The organism is Streptomyces sp. Xyl84, assembly GCF_059731885.1.
Genome location: NZ_AP029182.1, coordinates 643,837 through 661,846, shown reverse-complemented (window position 1 = coordinate 661,846; position 18,010 = coordinate 643,837). Strand labels below are relative to the sequence as shown.

The window sequence follows — 18,010 nt, the reverse complement described above, 5'->3', positions numbered from 1 at the left end:
TCTCCGCGGGTCAAATGACCTACCGCCCTCGCGGCGCCGCCGCCCAGGCTGGAGAGACGCACAGGCACACGTGTCCGTCCCGCCGCCGGGACCGGGCCGAGAGGGGGCAGTCACCATGCACGACGAGGTCAGCACGGCATCCGTACCGCCGGCCGACCGTGCCGGACACTGGGAGAGCGCGGTCCGCCGACGACTGGCCCCCGTCGACGTCACGCCACGACCGGGGCCCGCGGACTTCCGCGGCACGCTCACCACGGGCGACGCGGGCTGCCTGCGGCTGCTGTCGATGCGGGCCGCGCCGCTGCGGCTGAGCCGTACCGCCCGGCTGGTGTCGGCCGTCCGGGACGACCGGCTGGTCCTGCTTCTCCAGGAGGAGGGCACCGCCGCCGTACGGCAGGACGGACGCGAGGCGGTCCTCGGCGCCGGACAACTGGCACTCCTGGACCTGCGCCGGCCCTTCTCCCTCGACCAGCACACGCCGTTCCACCTGTACGCGCTGCGGCTCCCGGAGCAGGCCCTGGGCCCCTCCGCGGCACGCGCCCGGCAGGTCACGGGCCGAGCCATCCCCGCCACCGAGGGCGTGGCGGCGCTGCTGCGGCCCTTCGCCGCGGACATGGCCTCCGGTGCGGCGGCGCTCGCGGGCCACGTCAGGGACCGCCTCGCCGGCAGTCTCGCGGACCTGCTGGCCACCCTCGTCGACGAGCAGGCCCGCCGGCCGGACGGGACCGCGCCGCTCACCCCCCGCGCGCGGACCGTCGACGACATCCGCGCCCACATCGACGCCCATCTGCGCGATCCCAGGCTCTCCCCGGCGCTCGTCGCCAAGGACCACGGCATCTCGCTGCGCTACCTGCACGCGCTGTTCGAGAGCGAGGACACCACCGTGCACCGGCTCATCCAGCGGCGGCGGATCGAGGAGTGCGCCCGCGAGCTGCTGCGCCCCGGACACGAGGGCCGCACGATCTCCGCCGTGGCCCGCGGCTGGGGATTCCGCAACGCGGCGCACTTCAGCCGTGCTTTCAAGTCCGTCCACGGCTGCTCGCCCAGCCAGTGGCGGGCGTCCGCCCCGCCGCCCGGTGCCCGCCCCGGGCCCACCAGGTGAGACGGCAACTGTGGTGCCCGATCCACAACTGCTAGGTTCATGCCGATTCCGAAGCGGTGACATCCGGCCATGACAGGCGCGCCGGGCGGGTCGCCGGAGGTGGGGATGGACAAGGGTACGTTCGGCGGGCTGCTGCGCGAGGCACGGCAGCGATCCCTGCTCACCCTGGAGAGCCTCGCCGAGGCATCCGGAGTCAGTGTCCGCGCGATCAGTGACATGGAGCGCGGACGGAGCCTGCCGCGCCAGGCCACTCTCGGCGAGCTGCTGGACGCCCTGGAGCTGGAGGAGGACGAGCGGCGCCGCCTGGTGCGCGCGTCCGCCCGGCGCACCCGGCGGGTCCCGCGGCAACTGCCGCCGGACCTCACGGCCTTCCGCGGGCGCACGGAGGCGCTGGCGGCCGTCCACGGGCTCACCGCGCGGGTGGCCGGACAGGGCGGCCACGTCGTCATCTCCGCGATCGGCGGCATGGCCGGAGTCGGCAAGACGGCGCTGGCGGTGCACTGGGCGCACCAGGTGGCGGACCGTTTCCCCGACGGCCAGCTGTACGTGAACCTGCGGGGTTTCGAGGCCGAGGCCCGCCCCCTGGACCCCGGGGAGGCGCTCGGCGGGTTCCTGCGGGCGCTGGAGGTGCCCAGCAGCGACATCCCGGCCGGCGTGCAGGAGCGCAGCGCCCTGTTCCGGGAGCGGAGCGCGTCGCGGCGGCTGATCGTCGTCCTGGACAACGCGCGGGACGCCGACCAGATCAGGCCGCTGCTGCCGGCCGCCCCGGGCTGCCTCACGATCATCACCTCCCGCAACCGGCTGTCCGGCCTCGCGGCGACGGAGGGGGCCTCGCTGGTCAGCCTGGACGTGTGGAGCCGCGAGGAGGCCCTTGCGGCGCTCGCCGCCCGGATCGGAGAGGAGCGGTGCGCGGCGGAGCCTGCGGCCGCCGCCGAACTCGTCGCGCTGTGCGGCTGCCTGCCGCTCGCGGTCGCCGTCGTGGGGGCGCAGCTGAACGCGGCGCCCGGGATGCCGCTGCGGACAGGCGTGCGGGAGCTGGGAGAGGCGCGATCGCGGCTGGACGCGCTGTCGGCCGCCGACGGGCAGGCCGACGTACGCGCCGTCTTCTCGTGGTCCTACCAGGCGCTCACACCCGCGACGGCACGGTTCTTCCGGTACCTCGCCGTCCACCCAGGTCCGGCGGTCTCCGCCGAGGCCGCCGCCTCGCTCGGCGGTGTCGAGACGGTCCAGGCCCGCCGTCATCTGCGCGAACTGACCGCGGCCAGCCTCCTCACCCGGGACACGGAGGGCCGCTACGTCCTGCACGACCTGGTACGGGCCTACGGCGCAGAACTCCTCGAACAGGAGAAGGAGGACCGCCTCGGAGCCGAGATGCGCCTGCTGGACTACCTGCGCCACAACGCCCGCGCCGCCAACCGGTTCGTCTGGCGCTTCCCGTCCGCCCCGGCCGGCGACCCGGTGCCCGGCGTGGCACGCGTCACGATCGACGACCGCGAGGAAGCACTGGAGTGGTACCGCCAGGAGGAGACCACCGCCGCGGCCGCGCTGCGCACCCTGAACGACGCACGGTTGCGGCGCCACCGCATCGACGTCACGGTGGAATGGGTGGCCTACAACTCGGTCACCGGGCGCTGGGCCGAGGAGATCTCCGCCTCGCGCATCGGGCTCGAAGCGGCTCTCGCCCTGGACGACCCGGTGGCCGTCGCGAGGACCGCCGCCCACCTGTCGCGGGCGCTCGTCGAGACGGGGGGCATCGACGAGGCCGACGACCTGCTCGGCCTGATCCTGCGCCAGATGCCCCGGCTGCCCCCGCAGGAGCAGCTCCAGGCGGAGCGGCACGCCAGCCGCATCCGTCACTACCAGCAACGCCACGCGGAAGGGCTGCGGCACGCGCGCAACAGCCTGGCGCTCGCCCGCGCTCTCGCCGAGCCGTACGAGATCGCGCGGGCCCTCGCCATCGTCGCCTACTTCCTCTCCGTCCACGGTGACCCGAAGGAAGCCGTCGCCACCTGCGAGGAGGTGATCCCCCTGCTGCGCGAGACCGGGAACCGCCACGACGAGGCGGCGACCCGCAGGCACATGGGCTACGCCTGGCAGCGCGCGGGCGACCTCACCGCCGCGATCGAGCACTACCGCGCGGCGCTGGACCTCTACCAGGAGGTCCTGGACGACTACAACGTGGCCGACGTGCTCGACCACCTCGCGGCCGCCCAGCTGGAACAGGGGGACACCGAGACGGCCCGGGTCAACTGGACCCGGTCGGCCGACCTGTTCGGTGCCCTGCGCGTCGCCCGCGCCGGACAGATCCGGGCCAGGGCGGAAGCCCTGCCCGGGCCGGAGACCCGGCCGGCGGGGTGAGGGCGCCCGCGGCGGACAACCTGCGGCCGGCACCGCGCCACCCGGCCTGCGGCGGCTGCGGCGCGTGCTGCCGGCACCACGCTCCCCGCCCCCTGCGGCCGGGGCCGGCACCGCGCCGCCGAGCCCCCTGTGACCCGGGACGGCACCGCCCAGTAGAGTGCGCCCCTGCCCCCCGAGTGCGCCACCCGGCGAAGCACCCCCGCACGCCGAAGTGCCCGCGTCCGCCGCCCGACCCCGAGGTACCAGCACGTGAAGCCCGCCCGACCAGGACGACCGACTCCCGCCGCCGGCCGCGAAGGCACCCCGGGCGCCGTGCCCCTGGGTGTCGTGCCGGGGCTGCCGGACGAGGCGTACGAGCACGACGGACAGCTCACCAAGCGGCACGTCCGGGCCGCCACCCTGGCCGCGCTCGCCCCCTGCCCCGGCGAACTGCTGTGGGACGTCGGCGGCGGATCGGGCTCCATCGCCGTCGAATGGATGCGCGCCCACCCCGCCTGCCGGGCGGTCACCGTCGAACGGGACCCGGTGCGGGCCGCGCGCATCATCCGCAACGCCGAACGGCTCGGAGTGCCCCACCTGCGCGTGGTCACCGGGACGGCCCCCCGGGCGCTGGCCGAACTGCCGCCCCCCGACGCGGTATTCGTCGGCGGCGGACTCACCGCCCCCGGCCTCCTCGACGCCTGCTGGACGGCGCTGCCCGTCGGCGGACGGCTCGTCGCCAACACGGTGACCCTGGAGTCCGAGGCGCTGCTCGCCGACGCCTACCGGCGCCACGGCGGCGAACTGGTGCGGCTCGCGGTGGCGCACGCCGTGCCGGTGGGCGGCTTCACCGGGTGGCGGCAGGCGATGCCGGTGACCCAGTGGGCCGTGCGCAAGACCGTCGAAGAACCCACAGGAGCAGACAGATGACCGTGTACTTCATCGGCGCGGGCCCCGGCGCCGCGGACCTCATCACGGTGCGCGGCGCCCGCACCCTCGCCGCCTGCCGGGTCTGCCTGTACGCGGGCAGCCTCGTCCCCCGCGAACTCCTCGCCGAATGCCCGCCGGGAGCCCGTCTGGTCGACACCGCACAGCTCGACCTGGACCAGATCACCGCCGAACTGGTGCGCGCCCACGAGGAGGGCCACGACGTGGCCCGGCTGCACTCCGGCGACCCGTCCGTCTTCAGCGCCGTCGCCGAGCAGATGCGGCGGCTCGACGCGGCCGGGGTGCCCTACGAGATCGTCCCCGGCGTGCCCGCCTTCGCCGCCGCCGCGGCCGCCCTCAAGCGGGAACTGACCGTGCCCACCGTCGGCCAGACGGTCATCCTGACCCGGATCGCCCAGCGCGCCACCGCCATGCCGCCGGGGGAGGACCTGGCCACGCTGGGCCGCAGCGGCGCCCTCATCGTGCTGCACCTGGCCACCCGGTACGTCGACCGTGTCGTGAGCGAACTGCTCCCGCACTACGGCGCCGACTGCCCCGCCGCGGTCGTCGCCTACGCCTCACGCCCCGACGAACTGGTCCTGCGGGGCACCCTCGACGACATCGCCCAGCAGGTGAAGGCGGCCGGAGTGCTGCGCACCGCCGTGATCGTCGTGGGCCGCACACTGGGCGCGGAACAGTTCGGCGACAGCCACCTGTACTCGCCCGAGCGGGAGCGGCACGTGTGCTGACCGGGCCCCGCGGCGGACCCCACGCGCCGTTTGTTAGGCTCCCCTTGCCTCCCGCGGGGGAAGTCCGGTGAGAGTCCGGCGCTGACCCGCAACGGTGTGCGCGAGGGCCTGACGGCCCCTCGCGCGAGCCCGATCGCCCGTGGGTGGTGCGACCCGTTGACTGCTCGCCGCGGACTGCGAGAGGGGACCGCGCGGCCCGGCGGGCCGTACGGGCTGATCTCCTGCTTCCCGTCCCGCAGGCGGCCCAGCCGAAGGACGGCCCCCTCGTGCGCCGAAGGACGACTCCCAGCCGGACACCCCTGCCGCCGCTCGCCGCCGGCCTGGGACTGCTGCTCCTCGTCTCGCTCGTGTGCGGGGTCGGCCTCGGCGCCGCCTCCGTCGCCTGGCCGGACGTCCTGCGCCACCTGGCGGCAGGGCTCACCGGCGGCACCGTGCCCGCGCGCGACGCCGCCGCGTACACCATCGTCTGGGAGATCCGCCTGCCGCGGGTCGCGCTCGGCGCCGTCGTCGGAGCCGGGCTCGCGACCGTCGGCGTCGCCGTCCAGGCCATGGTGCGCAACGCGCTGGCCGACCCGTTCGTGCTGGGCATCTCCTCGGGAGCGGCGGTCGGCGCCAACGCCGTCATCCTGATGGGGGCGTTCGCCGGCCTCGGCGTGTGGGCGCTGTCGGTGTCCGCGTTCACCTCGGGCCTGGCGGCCATGGTCCTCGTCTACGCCGTCGCCCGCTCGCCGCGCGGCCTGTCCCCGCTGCGGCTCGTCCTGACCGGAACCGCCCTGGCGTACGGCTTCGAGGCGCTCACCACCGTCATGGTGTTCGGCGCGGCCCGCGGCGAGGCGGCCCGGTCGGCGATGATGTGGCTGCTGGGCAGCCTGGGCGGCGCGACCTGGGCCCAGGTGCCGCTCGCCGCGGGCACCGTGGCGGCCGGCTGGGCGTGGCTGCGCCGGCGCGCCGAGGCGCTCAACGCCCTGGCCATGGGCGACGAGACCGCCGCGGCGCTCGGGGTGCCGCCCGCACGGCTGCGCCGGGAGGTCTTCGTCGTCACCGCGGCCGTCACCGGGACCGTGGTCGCCGTCAGCGGCGCCATCGGGTTCGTCGGCCTGATGGTGCCGCACGTCGTACGGATGGCGGTCGGCGCCGACCACCGCAGGGTCCTCGCCGTGGCACCGCTCGCCGGGGCCGTCCTGCTGGTCTGGGCCGACGTGGTGTCCCGGCTGCTGCTCGCCCCCGCCGAACTGCCCGTCGGGGTCGTCACGGCGGTGGTCGGCGTGCCCGTGTTCCTGCTGCTGATGCGGCGCGGTGGCTACGCGTTCCCGGGCCGCTGAGATGCGCGTCGACATCGAGGACGTGACGGTCGAGGCGGCCGGCCGCCGGCTGGTCGAGGACGTCCGGCTCACCGTGGAGCCGGGGACGTTCGTCGGACTCGTCGGCCCCAACGGCAGCGGCAAGTCGACCCTGCTGCGCTGCGTGTACCGGGCGCTGCGCCCGGCCGCGGGCACGGTCCGGCTCGACGGCGACGACCTGCACGCCGGGGACGCGCGCGGCGCCGCCCGGGTGCTGGCCGCCCTGCCGCAGGAGTCGTCGGCCGAGTTCGACTACACGGTGGCCGAGGTCGTCGCCATGGGCCGCACACCGCACCGCGACCGGACGGCCGCCGCGGACCGGGAGATCTGCGAGCGGGCCATGGCCCGCACGGGCGTCGCCCACCTCGCCGACCGCGGCCTGCTCGCCCTGTCCGGCGGCGAGAGACAGCGGGTTCTCATGGCCCGCGCCCTCGCCCAGCAGCCCCGGGTGCTGGTCCTGGACGAACCCACCAACCACCTCGACATCGCCCACCAGCTGGACGTGCTGGCCCTGGTCCGCGACAGCGGCCTGACCGTGCTGGCCGCGCTGCACGACCTCAACCTCGCCGCCGCCCACTGCGACCTGCTCCACGTGATCCACGCCGGGCAGATCGTGGCCTCGGGGCCGCCGCACGACGTCCTGCGCCCCCAGTTGCTCGCCGAGGTGTTCGGGGTGCGCGCCCACCGGGTGCGGCACCCGGAGACCGGCGCGGTCCGGCTGCTGTTCGACCTGCTCCCGCCCACCACGTAAGGACACGCCCCCATGCGCCTCGTGCCCGCCGCCGCCCTCTGCCTGGCCGCCGCGCTGACCGCCGCCCTCACCGGTTGCGGCGCCCGCGTCGAGCCGGCCGGCGACGCCGCCTCCGCCACCGCGGTCACCCTCACCAACTGCGGCCGGAAGGTCACCTACGACAAGGTCCCCGAGCGCGTCGTCACCAACGACGTGGGCATCACCGAGCTGATGTTCGCCCTCGGCCTGGAGGACCGCGTGGCGGGCTACGCCATGCCCGACGACAAGGGCGACCTGACCGGCGTGCCGTGGAAGGACGCCTACCGCAAGGTGAGACGGCTCTCCGAGGACCAGCTCACCCGCGAGAACGTCCTCGACGCCCGCGCCGACCTCGTCCTCGCCGGCTGGGGCTACGGCTTCCGCGAGGACGGCGGCCTCACCCCCGAGGCGCTCGAGAAGCTGGGGATCGCCTCGTACGTCCTGACCGAGTCCTGCCGCAACGGCCGCACCACGACCTCCCGCGGCATCATGCCACCGCTCGACGCCCTCTACGCCGACCTCACCAACCTCGGCCGCCTCTTCGGGGCCGAAGAGCGCGCGGCGAAGCTGATCGCCGGCTTCCGCGAACAGGTCGCCGGCGTCCGGGCACGGGCCCCCCGGGGCGCCGCCCGCCCGAAGGTGTTCCTCTACGACAGCGGCCGCGACCAGCCCTTCACCTCCGGCCGCTACGCCGCGCCGCAGCAGATCATCACCGAGGCGGGCGGCGTCAACGTGATGGAGGACGCAGCGGACTCCTGGACCACGGTCGGCTGGGAGAGCGTCGTCGCACGCGACCCCGACGTCATCGTCGTCTGCGACTACGGCGACGTCGGCGCCGAGCAGAAGAAGCGGTTCCTGCTCTCCTACGCCCCGCTGCGGGACGTCTCCGCCGTGAGGCACCGCAGGATCTTCGTCCTCGACTACGCCGACCTGGTGGAGAGCCCGCGCAACCCGGCGGCGATCGCCCGGCTCGGTGCCTATCTGCGGACGGTGGCGGGGAGGCGGTGAGGCGGCGGGGCGGTCACCGTGCGCCGTCACGCGACCACCGGACGGCGGTGCGGGGTCAGCGCGGGGCACCGCGGGACCGTCGGACGCCGGCACGGGTCCACCGGACCGTGCCACCGGCTCACCGGGAGGCGCCGCCGGGGCCGGCCACCGCGCTGCGGCCCACGATCGCGCCCGCCCGGTCGATGCAGATGACGTCGACCGCGACCGGCGCCCCGCGCAGCACGGCCAGCGCCTCGTCGCGGGCCGCCCCGGCGACGAGGTCGCCGAGCGGCACCCCGCGCGCCAGGCACGACTGGAGCGCGGCCAGGCCGGTGTTGGCCGCGGCCACCTCCGCGGCCAGTGCCTCGTCCGCGCCGCCGCGCCGGGCCAGGGCGGCCAGGAACCCCTTGTCCACCTGGGACCGCGCGGAGTGCAGGTCGAGATGGCCGGCCGCCAGTTTGGACAGTTTGGCGAAGCCGCCGCAGACCGTGAGCCGGGGGACCGGGTGACGGCGTACGTACTTGAGCACCGCGCCCGCGAAGTCGCCCATGTCGAGCAGCGCGTCCTCGGGGAGGCGGTACTCTGCGACGACCGTCTTCTCCGAGGTCGACCCGGTGCACCCGGCGACGTGCTCGCGCCCCGCCGCCCGCGCCACGTCCACACCCCGGCGGATGGAGTCGATCCAGGCCGAGCACGAGTACGGCACGACGATGCCCGTCGTGCCGAGGACGGACAGACCGCCGATGATGCCGAGCCGCGGGTTCCACGTGGAGCGGGCGATCTCCTCGCCGTCGTCCACGGAGACGGTGATCTCGACGTCCCCGCCGCCCCCGTGCCGGGCGGCGACCTCGGCGACGTGATCACGCATCATCCGGCGCGGGACGGGATTGACGGCGGGCTCACCCACCGGCAGCGGCAGGCCGGGCCGGGTGACGGTGCCGACCCCGGGGCCGGCCCTGAACACCACCCCCGAACCGGCGGGCAGCGCCCGGACCGTGGCGCGCACCAGCGCCCCGTGCGTGACGTCCGGATCGTCCCCGGCGTCCTTGACCACGCCCGCCATGGCGTACGCGCCGGTCAGCTCCTCCACCGCCAGCGCGAACGACGGGGTCTGCCCCTTGGGCAGCGTGACGGTCACCGGGTCGGGGAACTCGCCGGTCAGCAGCGCGGTGTACGCGGCGGTCGTGGCCGCCGTCGCACAGGCACCCGTGGTCCAGCCCGGCCGCAGCCCGCTGTGCTCCAGCTGCCCGCGCCGCCCGCCCTTGACGGCCGGCGCCGGTGCGCCGCCCTCCGCCCGCGGCACGTCCCGGCCGTCCGTGCCCGCGGTGCTCCCGCCGCTCGCCCTGCCCACGTCGTCTTCCTCACTGCTCACTGCCACTCATGAACGGACCGGATCCCATGCACGTCCTGATCCTCGGCGGCACCACCGAGGCCCGCCGGCTCGCGGAACTGCTCCACGGCACGCCCGCAGTGAGAGCGACCAGCTCCCTCGCCGGACGGGTCGCAGGCCCCCGGCTGCCGCCGGGGGAGGTCCGCGTCGGCGGCTTCGGCGGGACGGAGGGACTGACGGCGTGGCTGCGCGAGCACGCGGTCGACGCGCTCATCGACGCCACCCACCCCTTCGCCGGGACGATCAGTTTCCACGCGGCCCGGGCCGCGGCCACCGCCCATGTTCCCCTGCTCGCCCTGCGCCGCCCCGGCTGGGTCCCCGTCGCGGGCGACCGGTGGCACGAGGCGGCCTCGCTGGAGGAGGCGGCACGGCTGCTGCCGGGGCTCGGGCGGCGGGTGTTCCTCACCACCGGGCGGACCGGCCTGGCCGCCTTCGCCGGCCTGGACGGCCTGTGGTTCCTCGTACGGTCCGTCGACGCGCCCGAGCCGCCGCACCCGGCGGCCATGGAGGTGCTGCTCGACCGGGGTCCCTTCGGCCTGGACGGGGAACGCGAACTGCTGCGCCGCCACCGGATCGACGTCGTCGTCACCAAGGACAGCGGGGGAGCGGCCACCGCGCCCAAGCTGACGGCGGCCCGCGAGGCCGGACTGCCGGTGGTCATGGTCCGGCGACCGCCCGTGCCCGAGGGCGTCCCGTCCGTGGCCACCCCGCAGGAGGCGGCCCACTGGCTCGCCGGGCGGCTTCCCGGCCGGCCCGGGCCCGGGTCCACCGGCTGAACCCGTCCCCGCGCCACGGACGCGGGGCGCGGGACCGTGGCCGGGATTCCGTCCCGGCCACGGCGTGCGCCCTCCGGCCCCGCGCCCCCGTTCACGCCTCCGGGTACCGGCGGGGTGTCCAGACGATCTCCTGGCCGTCGCCCCGCCGGACCACCTGGGTCTGGGACGAGCCGACCAGCAGGATCGTGCGCATGTCGACCTCGGCCGGGTCCAGGCCGGCGAGCCGCACGATCCGCACCCGCTCGCCGGGGCCGCCCACGTCCCGGGCCACCACCACGGGCGTGTCCGGGGCCCGGTGCTCCAGCAGCACCTCCCGGGCCTTGGCCACCTGCCAGGTGCGGCTGCGCGAGCCCGGGTTGTACAGGGCCAGCACCAGGTCCGCCGAGGCCGCCGCGCGCAGCCGTGCGGCGATGACCTCCCAGGGCTTGAGCCGGTCGGAGAGGGAGAGCGTGGCGTAGTCGTGGCCGAGGGGGGCGCCGGCCCGGGCGGCGGCGGCGTTGGCGGCGGTCACGCCCGGCAGCACCCGCACCGCCACATCGGCGTAAGCGGGCTGCGAGGCGGCCTCCAGGACGGCGGTGGCCATCGCGAAGACCCCGGGGTCGCCGCCGGACACGACGGCAACCCGGCGCCCGCGCCGGGCCAGTTGCAGGGCGAACTCCGCGCGCTCGGCCTCCACCCGGTTGTCCGAACCGTGCCGGACCTGGCCGGGGCGCTCGGGCACCCGGTCCAGGTAGGTGGTGTAGCCGACCAGGTCGTCGGCCGCGGCCAGCGCACCCCGCGTCTCGGGAGTCAGCCACTGCGGACCGGCCGGACCCGTGCCGACCACGACGACCTCGCCCCGCTCCCGCGCCGGGCGTTCGGCGTCGACGCGGCTGGGCAGCACGGCCACCGAGAAGTACGGCACCGACCCGGCGTCCACGTCCGCCAGCGCGCCGACCCGCTCTCCGGGCATCGTGGCCCGCTCGACGTACCGGGCCTCCGCCAGCCGGCCCGAAGCCTCCAGGGCGCCGCGCACCTTGGGGAACGTACGGCCCAGCTTCATGACGACCGCCGAGTCCGTCGCCGCCAGCCGTGCCGTCAGCTCCTCCTCGGGCAGGGTGCCGGGAAGGACGGTCAGCACCTCCTCGCCCTCCACGAGCGGGGCGCCCAGGCGGGCCGCGGCGGCCGACACGGAGGTGACCCCGGGGACCACCTCCGTCTCGTAGCGGTCGGCGAGCCGCTTGTGCAGGTGCATGTAGGAGCCGTAGAAGAGCGGGTCGCCCTCGGCGAGGACCGCGACGCTGCGGCCGGCGTCGAGATGCGCGGCCAGCCGCGCCGACGCCTGCTCGTAGAACTCCTCCAGAGCGCCCCGGTACCCGCCGGGGTGGTCGGTGGTCTCCGTGGTGACCGGGTAGACCAGCGCCTCCTCGACGTGGTCGGCGCGGATGTGCCGGCCCGCGATCGAGCGGGCGATGGACCGCCCGTGGCGTGCGCTGTGGTACGCGATCACGTCCGCCCCGGCGATGACCTCCACCGCCCGGAGGGTCATCAGGGACGGGTCACCGGGGCCGAGCCCCACCCCGTACAGCCGCCCGCTCATTCCGCCTCACTCGCGATCGCGTTGAGCGCGGCGGCGGCCAGGGCGCTGCCGCCCCGCCGTCCGCGCACCACCAGGTGCTCCAGCCCCGAGGGGTGAGCGGCCAGCGCGTCCTTGGACTCGGCGGCCCCCACGAACCCGACGGGCACACCGATGACGGCGGCGGGCCGGCCCGCGCCCTCCTCGATCATCTCGAGGAGACGGAACAGGGCGGTGGGCGCGTTGCCGACGGCGACCACGGAACCCTCCAGCCGGTCCCGCCACAGCTCCATGGCAGCGGCGCTGCGCGTGGTGCCCAGCTTCTGCGCCAGCCCGGGGACGGCCGGGTCGGAGAGGGTGCACAGCACCTCGTTGCCGGCGGGCAGCCGCTTGCGGGTGACACCGCTGGCCACCATCTGCACGTCGCACAGGACGGGTGCCCCGCCCCGCAGGGCCTCGCGCGCACGGGCCACCACGGCGGGCGTGTACACGAGGTCGCGGACGAGGTCGACCATCCCGCAGGCGTGGATCATCCGGACCGTCACCTGGCTGACGTCGGCGGGCAGACCCGCGAGGTCCGCCTCCGCGCGGATGGTGGCGAAGGACTGGCGGTAGATCGCGGCGCCGTCCTTCTCGTAGTCGTAGGGCGTCACGGTGTTCTTCTCGCTGCTCTCGGGGGTCGTACGGATCATGAGGTGAACGCCGCCAGGGCGGCGGCGAGTCGGGAGGGGGCGTCGAGGAGGACGGTACGGGTGTGCGGCGACGGCGAGGAGGAGGCGAGCGAGAGCCGGTAGCCGCCGCCCTCGGCCGCGACCAGGTCGACGTGGTCGGCTGCGGGCCGCCCGCAGCGGCGTTCGCAGCCGGACCAGTACACGGGCAGGCCGCCCGGGCCGAGCGCACCGAGGGCGGCGGTCGCGTCCGCCCGCACATCGGCGTGCGACTTGGCGCAGCCGGGCCGTCCGACGCAGGCGCCCACCCGCGGCCAGGCCGAACCGGGGCCGGTGACCAGTCCGGTGGCGGCGAGCGCCTCCAGTGCCGCGTGCCGCGCCGCCTCCTGCGGTACGGGGACGACGACCCCGCGCCACGGCGTCAGACGCAGTTCCCCGCCGGTGCGGGCGGCGGTCCGGGTCAGCTCCCGCCACTGCGGCGGCGTCAGCCGGCCGAGCGGGACGTGCACCGACAGGGCACGGCCGGCGGGCCCGGGCGGCGGGCCCGGGCGGTGCGCGGTCGTGCGCGGCTGCGGCGCGCACGCCAGGCCTTCGGCGGTCAGACGGCCGGCGACCAGGCGCAGCAGGGCGTCCGCGGGCAGCGGTACGTCACTCACCCGCCAGGCCCGCGTCCCCCGCTCCCGCGCCGCCGCCACGACCGTCTCGGCGGCCGCCACCATCGCCCGGGGCACGTCCCCGGCGGACAGGCCCAGCGCCTCGCCCGCCGTTCCGAGGGCGAGCTGCGCGCCCTCGCCGGGGAGGGCCCGTACCGTCACGTCGGCGCCGAGCGAGGCCACGTCGCCGCGGCCGTCGTCGAGGGCGAACAGGAACCGCCCCGACAGCGCCCGCGCGGGCTCACCGGCGCACAGCAGCGCGTCCAGGCCGGACAGCCACGGGCGCACGTCCCGCAGGCCGTTCGCGTCCAGACCGGACAGCGGGGAGGCGACGACGTTGCGCACCCGCTCGTGGCCGCGGGAGGGGAGCAGACCCGCCTCGTCCAGCAGTTCGGCCAGGGCCGGGCCGTCCTCCTCGCGCAGGGCCCGCAGTTGCACGTTGCCGCGCGAGGTCAGGTGGAGGTCGCCGTCGCCCAGGCGGCCCGCCGCCTCGGCCAGCGCCTCGGCCTGCCGCACGCTCAGCACACCGCCGGGGATCCGCACACGGGCCACCGCGCCGTCGTCCGCCGCGTGCAGCCGCAGCGTTCCCGGGCACGCGTCGTCACGGTCGCGCCCGGCCGGTGCGGGCCGGGACGGCGGGGGGAGGGCAGCCGAGGACATGGCGGCGAGCATACCTACCATCACATCGCACACATGTCCTGCCCTGCTGCGACGGCCCCTACTATGCTTCTCGGCGGATCATCCGGTCCGTCATCGCCACGACGGCGACAGGGGAGGAAGCCCGGTGCGACTCCGGCGCGGTCCCGCCACTGTGAGCCCGGTTCCCGAAGGAACCGGGTGAGTCAGGAACTCCCTTTCTCCGGCTCTCGGCCCGCCCGAGCAGCGGAGACCCCCATTCCGACACCACCCGGGGCGTGGACACCCCGAGGAAGGCAGGACGCCGTATGCCGCACCCAGCCGGAGACCAGCCGCCGTCCCCGCGGATCCTGCTCCTGTCGACCTCCGACACCGACCTGCTCAGCGCGCGGGCCGCGGGCGGTCCCGTCACGTACCGCTTCGCCAACCCGGCCCGCCTGGCCCTGGCCGACCTCCCGGCCCTCATGGCGCAGGCCGACCTCTTCGTCGTACGCCTGCTCGGCGGCGTCCGCGCCTGGCAGGACGGCCTCGACCTGCTGCTCGCCGACGGCCGCCCGGTCGTCGTCCTCACCGGCGAACAGGCGCCCGACGCCCAGCTGATGGCCGCCTCCAACGTACCCGTCGGCATCGCCGCGGAGGCCCACGCCTACCTCGCCCACGGCGGCCCCGCCAACCTGGAGCACCTCGCCCGCTTCCTCTCCGACACCGTCCTGCTCACCGGGTACGGGTTCGACGCGCCCGCGCCCGCCCCGAGCTGGGGACCGCTGCCCCGGGAGAGCACCCCGCCCGCGGACGGCCCGACCGTCGCCGTGCTCTACTACCGCGCCCACCACATGAGCGGCAACACCGCGTTCGTGCACGCGCTGTGCGACGCCGTCGAACAGGCGGGCGGGCGGCCCCTGCCCCTGTACGTCGCCTCCCTGCGCGCCCCCGAACCGGAACTGATCGAGGAACTGCGCGCCGCCGACGCCGTCGTCACCACCGTGCTGGCCGCCGGCGGCACCAGGCCCGCCACCGCCTCCGCCGGCGGCGACGACGAGTCCTGGGACGCGGGCGCGCTCGCCGCCCTGGACGTACCGGTCCTGCAGGCCCTGTGCCTGACCGGCGCACGTTCCGCCTGGGAGGAGAACGACGAGGGCGTCTCCCCGCTGGACGCGGCCGGCCAGATCGCCGTCCCCGAGTTCGACGGCCGGCTGATCACCGTCCCCTTCTCCTTCAAGGAGATCGACGCCGACGGCCTGCCCTCCTACGTCGCCGACCCCGAGCGCGCCGCCCGCGTCGCCGGGATCGCCGTACGCCACGCCCGGCTGCGTCACATCCAGCCCGCCGACAAGCGCCTCGCCCTGGTCCTGTCCGCCTACCCCACCAAGCACTCCCGCATCGGCAACGCGGTCGGCCTGGACACCCCCGCCAGCGCGGTGGCCCTCCTGCGCCGCCTGCGCGCGGACGGCTACGACCTCGGGGACGGCGACGTCCCCGGGCTGGCCTCCGGCGACGGCGACGAACTGATCCGCGCGCTCATCGAGGCCGGCGGCCACGACCAGGACTGGCTCACCGAGGAACAGCTGGCCCGCAACCCGGTGCGCATCCCGGCCGCCGACTACCGCCGCTGGTACGCCGCCCTCCCCGGGGAACTGCGCACCGCCGTGGAGGAGCACTGGGGCCCGGCACCCGGCGAGATGTTCGTCGACCGCAGCCGCAACCCGGAGGGCGACATCGTCCTCGCGGCCCTGCGCTTCGGCAACGTGCTCATCCTCATCCAGCCGCCGCGCGGCTTCGGCGAGAACCCCGTCGCCATCTACCACGACCCGGACCTGCCGCCCTCGCACCACTACCTCGCCGCCTACCGCTGGATCGCCGCCGCCCGGGACGAGGGCGGCTTCGGCGCCGACGCGATGATCCACCTCGGCAAGCACGGCAACCTGGAGTGGCTGCCCGGCAAGAACGCCGGACTGTCGGCGTCCTGCGGACCCGACGCGGCCCTCGGCGACCTCCCGCTCATCTACCCCTTCCTGGTCAACGACCCCGGCGAGGGCACCCAGGCCAAGCGCCGCGCCCACGCCACCCTCGTCGACCACCTGGTCCCGCCGATGGCCCGCGCCGACTCCTACGGCGACATCGCCCGCCTGGAACAACTCCTCGACGAACACGCCCAGATCGCCGCCATGGACCCGGCCAAGCTCCCGGCGATCCGCGCCCAGATCTGGACTCTCATCCAGGCCGCCCGGCTCGACCACGACCTCGGCCTCGAGGACCGCCCGGACGACGACGGCTTCGACGACTTCCTGCTGCACGTCGACGGCTGGCTCTGCGAGGTCAAGGACGCCCAGATCCGCGACGGCCTGCATGTGCTGGGCGCGGCCCCGCAGGGCCCCCAGCGGGTCGACCTCGTCCTCGCCGTGCTGCGCGCCCGGCAGATCTGGGGCGGCACGACCAGCCTGCCCGGGCTGCGCGAGGCCCTGGGCCTGGACGAGTCCGCCCCCACCCGGACGGCCGCGGACGCGGCGGAGGAACAGGCCCGCGCCCTGGTCCAGGCGATGGAGGACGCCGGCTGGGACCCCTCAGCCGTCCCCGCCTCCCACGGCGAACAGGTCAGGGCCGTCCTGGAGTTCGCCGCCCGCGAGGTCGTGCCCCGCCTCGCCGGGACCACCGCCGAGATCGACCACGTCCTGCACGCGCTGGCCGGCGGCTCCGTCCCGGCGGGCCCCTCCGGGTCCCCGCTGCGCGGCCTGGTCAACGTCCTGCCGACCGGCCGCAACTTCTACTCCGTCGACCCGAGGGCCATCCCCTCCCGCCTCGCCTGGGAGACCGGCCAGGCCCTCGCCGACTCCCTCCTGGAGCGCTACCGCACCGACAACGGCGAGTGGCCCGCCTCGGTCGGCCTGTCCCTGTGGGGCACCAGCGCGATGCGCACCGCGGGCGACGACGTGGCCGAGGCGCTGGCCCTGCTGGGCGTCCGGCCGGTCTGGGACGAGGCCTCCCGCCGCGTCACCGGCCTGGAACCCGTCCCCGCCGAGGAGCTGGGCCGTCCCCGCATCGACGTCACCCTGCGCATCTCGGGCTTCTTCCGCGACGCCTTCCCGCACACCGTCGCTCTCCTCGACGACGCCGTACGGCTGGCCGCGAGCCTGGACGAACCGGACGCGGCCAACCACGTCCGGGCGCACGTCCGGGCCGACCTGGCGGCCCACGGCGACGAACGCCGCGCCACCACCCGCATCTTCGGCTCCCGGCCCGGCACCTACGGAGCCGGCCTGCTCCAGCTCATCGACTCGCGCGACTGGCGCACGGACGCCGACCTGGCCGAGGTCTACACGGTATGGGGCGGCTACGCCTACGGCCGCGGCCTGGAGGGCCGCCCGGCCCGCGAGGAGATGGAGACGGCCTACCGGCGCATCACGGTGGCGGCGAAGAACACCGACACCCGTGAGCACGACATCGCCGACTCCGACGACTACTTCCAGTACCACGGCGGCATGGTCGCCGCCGTCCGCGCCCTGCGCGGCACCGCCCCCGAGGCGTACATCGGCGACTCCACCCGCCCCGAGACGGTCCGCACCCGCACCCTGACCGAGGAGACCTCCCGGGTCTTCCGGGCCCGCGTCGTCAACCCCAAGTGGATCGAGGCGATGCGCCGCCACGGCTACAAGGGCGCCTTCGAACTCGCCGCCACGGTGGACTACCTGTTCGGCTACGACGCCACGACCGGCGTGATCGCCGACTGGATGTACGACCGGCTCACCGAGGCCTACGTCCTGGACCCGGTCAACCGCGAGTTCCTGAGCCAGGCCAACCCCTGGGCGCTGCACGGCATCGCCGAACGGCTCCTGGAGGCCGAGTCGCGGGGGATGTGGGCGAAACCCGACCCGGCCGTGCTGGAGCAGTTGCGGCAGGTGTACCTGGAGACGGAGGGACACCTGGAGGGCGAGGACTGACCCGGCCCGCGGCTGCGGCGGGGCGGACCGACGGCGGTACGCCCGCCCCGCCCGCGCCGGTGACCGTGCTCCTCCGGGGCCCGTGCACGTACAAAGTGCCCGGCCTGGTCGAGGACCGCTCCGGAGGTCCCTCGGGGACCACCGGCAACGTGGGCAGGCGGGGCGGTGAGGCGCGAGGGCACCAGG

12 protein-coding genes, 1 pseudogene and 1 riboswitch are annotated in these 18,010 nt (G+C 75.7%); of the genes and pseudogenes, 9 read left to right on the top strand and 4 right to left on the bottom strand.

The features are described from left to right. Positions 1-115 precede the first annotated feature (115 nt). From AC6I72_RS02875 to AC6I72_RS02845, 7 genes and pseudogenes are all read left to right on the top strand, one after another. Positions 116-1,102, top strand: coding sequence for an AraC-like ligand-binding domain-containing protein (locus AC6I72_RS02875; RefSeq protein WP_497999193.1), 987 nt, complete (start codon positions 116-118; stop codon positions 1,100-1,102). 105 nt (positions 1,103-1,207) lie between these two features. Continuing rightward, entirely contained in the window at positions 1,208-3,460 is a 2,253-nt protein-coding gene (locus tag AC6I72_RS02870) for an ATP-binding protein (RefSeq protein ID WP_497999191.1), read from the top strand. Positions 3,461-3,724: 264 nt separating this feature from the next. Next, a pseudogene (gene cbiT / locus AC6I72_RS02865) lies at positions 3,725-4,369 on the top strand (precorrin-6Y C5,15-methyltransferase (decarboxylating) subunit CbiT); the annotation flags it as partial. Further along, positions 4,366-5,115, top strand: coding sequence for a precorrin-4 C(11)-methyltransferase (gene cobM / locus AC6I72_RS02860; RefSeq protein WP_497999189.1), 750 nt, complete (start codon positions 4,366-4,368; stop codon positions 5,113-5,115). The pseudogene cbiT and the gene cobM, both read left to right, overlap by 4 nt. A 266-nt stretch (positions 5,116-5,381) precedes the next feature. Beyond that, a complete protein-coding gene (locus AC6I72_RS02855; protein WP_497999188.1) occupies positions 5,382-6,437 on the top strand; it encodes a FecCD family ABC transporter permease in 1,056 nt (351 codons plus the stop codon). Position 6,438: 1 nt separating this feature from the next. Further along, positions 6,439-7,206 carry an ABC transporter ATP-binding protein gene (locus AC6I72_RS02850; RefSeq protein ID WP_498004575.1) on the top strand — a complete coding sequence of 256 codons (768 nt, stop codon included), beginning with the start codon at positions 6,439-6,441 and terminating at the stop codon, positions 7,204-7,206. Positions 7,207-7,218: 12 nt separating this feature from the next. Beyond that, entirely contained in the window at positions 7,219-8,232 is a 1,014-nt protein-coding gene (locus AC6I72_RS02845; RefSeq protein WP_497999186.1) for an ABC transporter substrate-binding protein, read from the top strand. 118 nt (positions 8,233-8,350) lie between these two features. Here AC6I72_RS02845 and AC6I72_RS02840 read toward each other — a convergent pair whose 3' ends face one another. After that, the gene (locus tag AC6I72_RS02840; RefSeq protein ID WP_498004574.1) at positions 8,351-9,514 is read right to left on the bottom strand and encodes a cobalt-precorrin-5B (C(1))-methyltransferase; all 1,164 of its coding nucleotides are present in this window, start codon (positions 9,512-9,514) and stop codon (positions 8,351-8,353) included. Positions 9,515-9,609: 95 nt separating this feature from the next. Between AC6I72_RS02840 and AC6I72_RS02835 the strand changes: the two genes are divergently transcribed. Next, on the top strand, positions 9,610-10,377 hold the full coding sequence (locus tag AC6I72_RS02835; RefSeq protein WP_498004573.1) for a cobalt-precorrin-6A reductase: 768 nt from the start codon (positions 9,610-9,612) through the stop codon (positions 10,375-10,377). Positions 10,378-10,468: 91 nt separating this feature from the next. Here the strand turns inward: AC6I72_RS02835 and AC6I72_RS02830 are convergent, their stop codons facing one another. Genes AC6I72_RS02830 through cobG form a run of 3 tightly spaced genes read right to left on the bottom strand, consistent with a single transcriptional unit; the run spans position 10,469 to position 13,925 of the window. Then, a complete protein-coding gene (locus AC6I72_RS02830) occupies positions 10,469-11,956 on the bottom strand; it encodes a precorrin-2 C(20)-methyltransferase (RefSeq protein WP_497999184.1) in 1,488 nt (495 codons plus the stop codon). Then, complete coding sequence (locus tag AC6I72_RS02825) at positions 11,953-12,624, bottom strand: precorrin-8X methylmutase (RefSeq protein WP_497999182.1); 672 nt, start codon at positions 12,622-12,624, stop codon at positions 11,953-11,955. The genes AC6I72_RS02830 and AC6I72_RS02825 overlap by 4 nt, the downstream gene beginning before the upstream one ends. After that, positions 12,621-13,925 (bottom strand): precorrin-3B synthase, encoded by a 1,305-nt coding sequence (cobG, locus tag AC6I72_RS02820; protein ID WP_497999180.1) that lies wholly within the window; start codon positions 13,923-13,925, stop codon positions 12,621-12,623. The genes AC6I72_RS02825 and cobG overlap by 4 nt, the downstream gene beginning before the upstream one ends. 64 nt (positions 13,926-13,989) lie before the next feature. Continuing rightward, positions 13,990-14,125: riboswitch (cobalamin riboswitch) on the top strand. A 72-nt stretch (positions 14,126-14,197) separates the two neighbouring features. Here cobG and cobN point away from each other — a divergent pair. Continuing rightward, a complete protein-coding gene (gene cobN / locus AC6I72_RS02815) occupies positions 14,198-17,824 on the top strand; it encodes a cobaltochelatase subunit CobN (RefSeq protein ID WP_497999179.1) in 3,627 nt (1,208 codons plus the stop codon). Positions 17,825-18,010 lie beyond the last annotated feature (186 nt).

Coding starts and splice junctions, on each gene's coding strand:
- AC6I72_RS02835 (WP_498004573.1), top strand. CDS start 9,610: ATGCACGTCCTGATCCTCGGCGGCACCACCGAGGCCCGCCGGCTCGCG.
- cobG (WP_497999180.1), bottom strand. CDS start 13,925: ATGCTCGCCGCCATGTCCTCGGCTGCCCTCCCCCCGCCGTCCCGGCCC.
- cobN (WP_497999179.1), top strand. CDS start 14,198: ATGCCGCACCCAGCCGGAGACCAGCCGCCGTCCCCGCGGATCCTGCTC.
- AC6I72_RS02830 (WP_497999184.1), bottom strand. CDS start 11,956: ATGAGCGGGCGGCTGTACGGGGTGGGGCTCGGCCCCGGTGACCCGTCC.
- AC6I72_RS02825 (WP_497999182.1), bottom strand. CDS start 12,624: ATGATCCGTACGACCCCCGAGAGCAGCGAGAAGAACACCGTGACGCCC.
- AC6I72_RS02845 (WP_497999186.1), top strand. CDS start 7,219: ATGCGCCTCGTGCCCGCCGCCGCCCTCTGCCTGGCCGCCGCGCTGACC.
- AC6I72_RS02875 (WP_497999193.1), top strand. CDS start 116: ATGCACGACGAGGTCAGCACGGCATCCGTACCGCCGGCCGACCGTGCC.
- AC6I72_RS02870 (WP_497999191.1), top strand. CDS start 1,208: ATGGACAAGGGTACGTTCGGCGGGCTGCTGCGCGAGGCACGGCAGCGA.
- AC6I72_RS02850 (WP_498004575.1), top strand. CDS start 6,439: ATGCGCGTCGACATCGAGGACGTGACGGTCGAGGCGGCCGGCCGCCGG.
- cobM (WP_497999189.1), top strand. CDS start 4,366: ATGACCGTGTACTTCATCGGCGCGGGCCCCGGCGCCGCGGACCTCATC.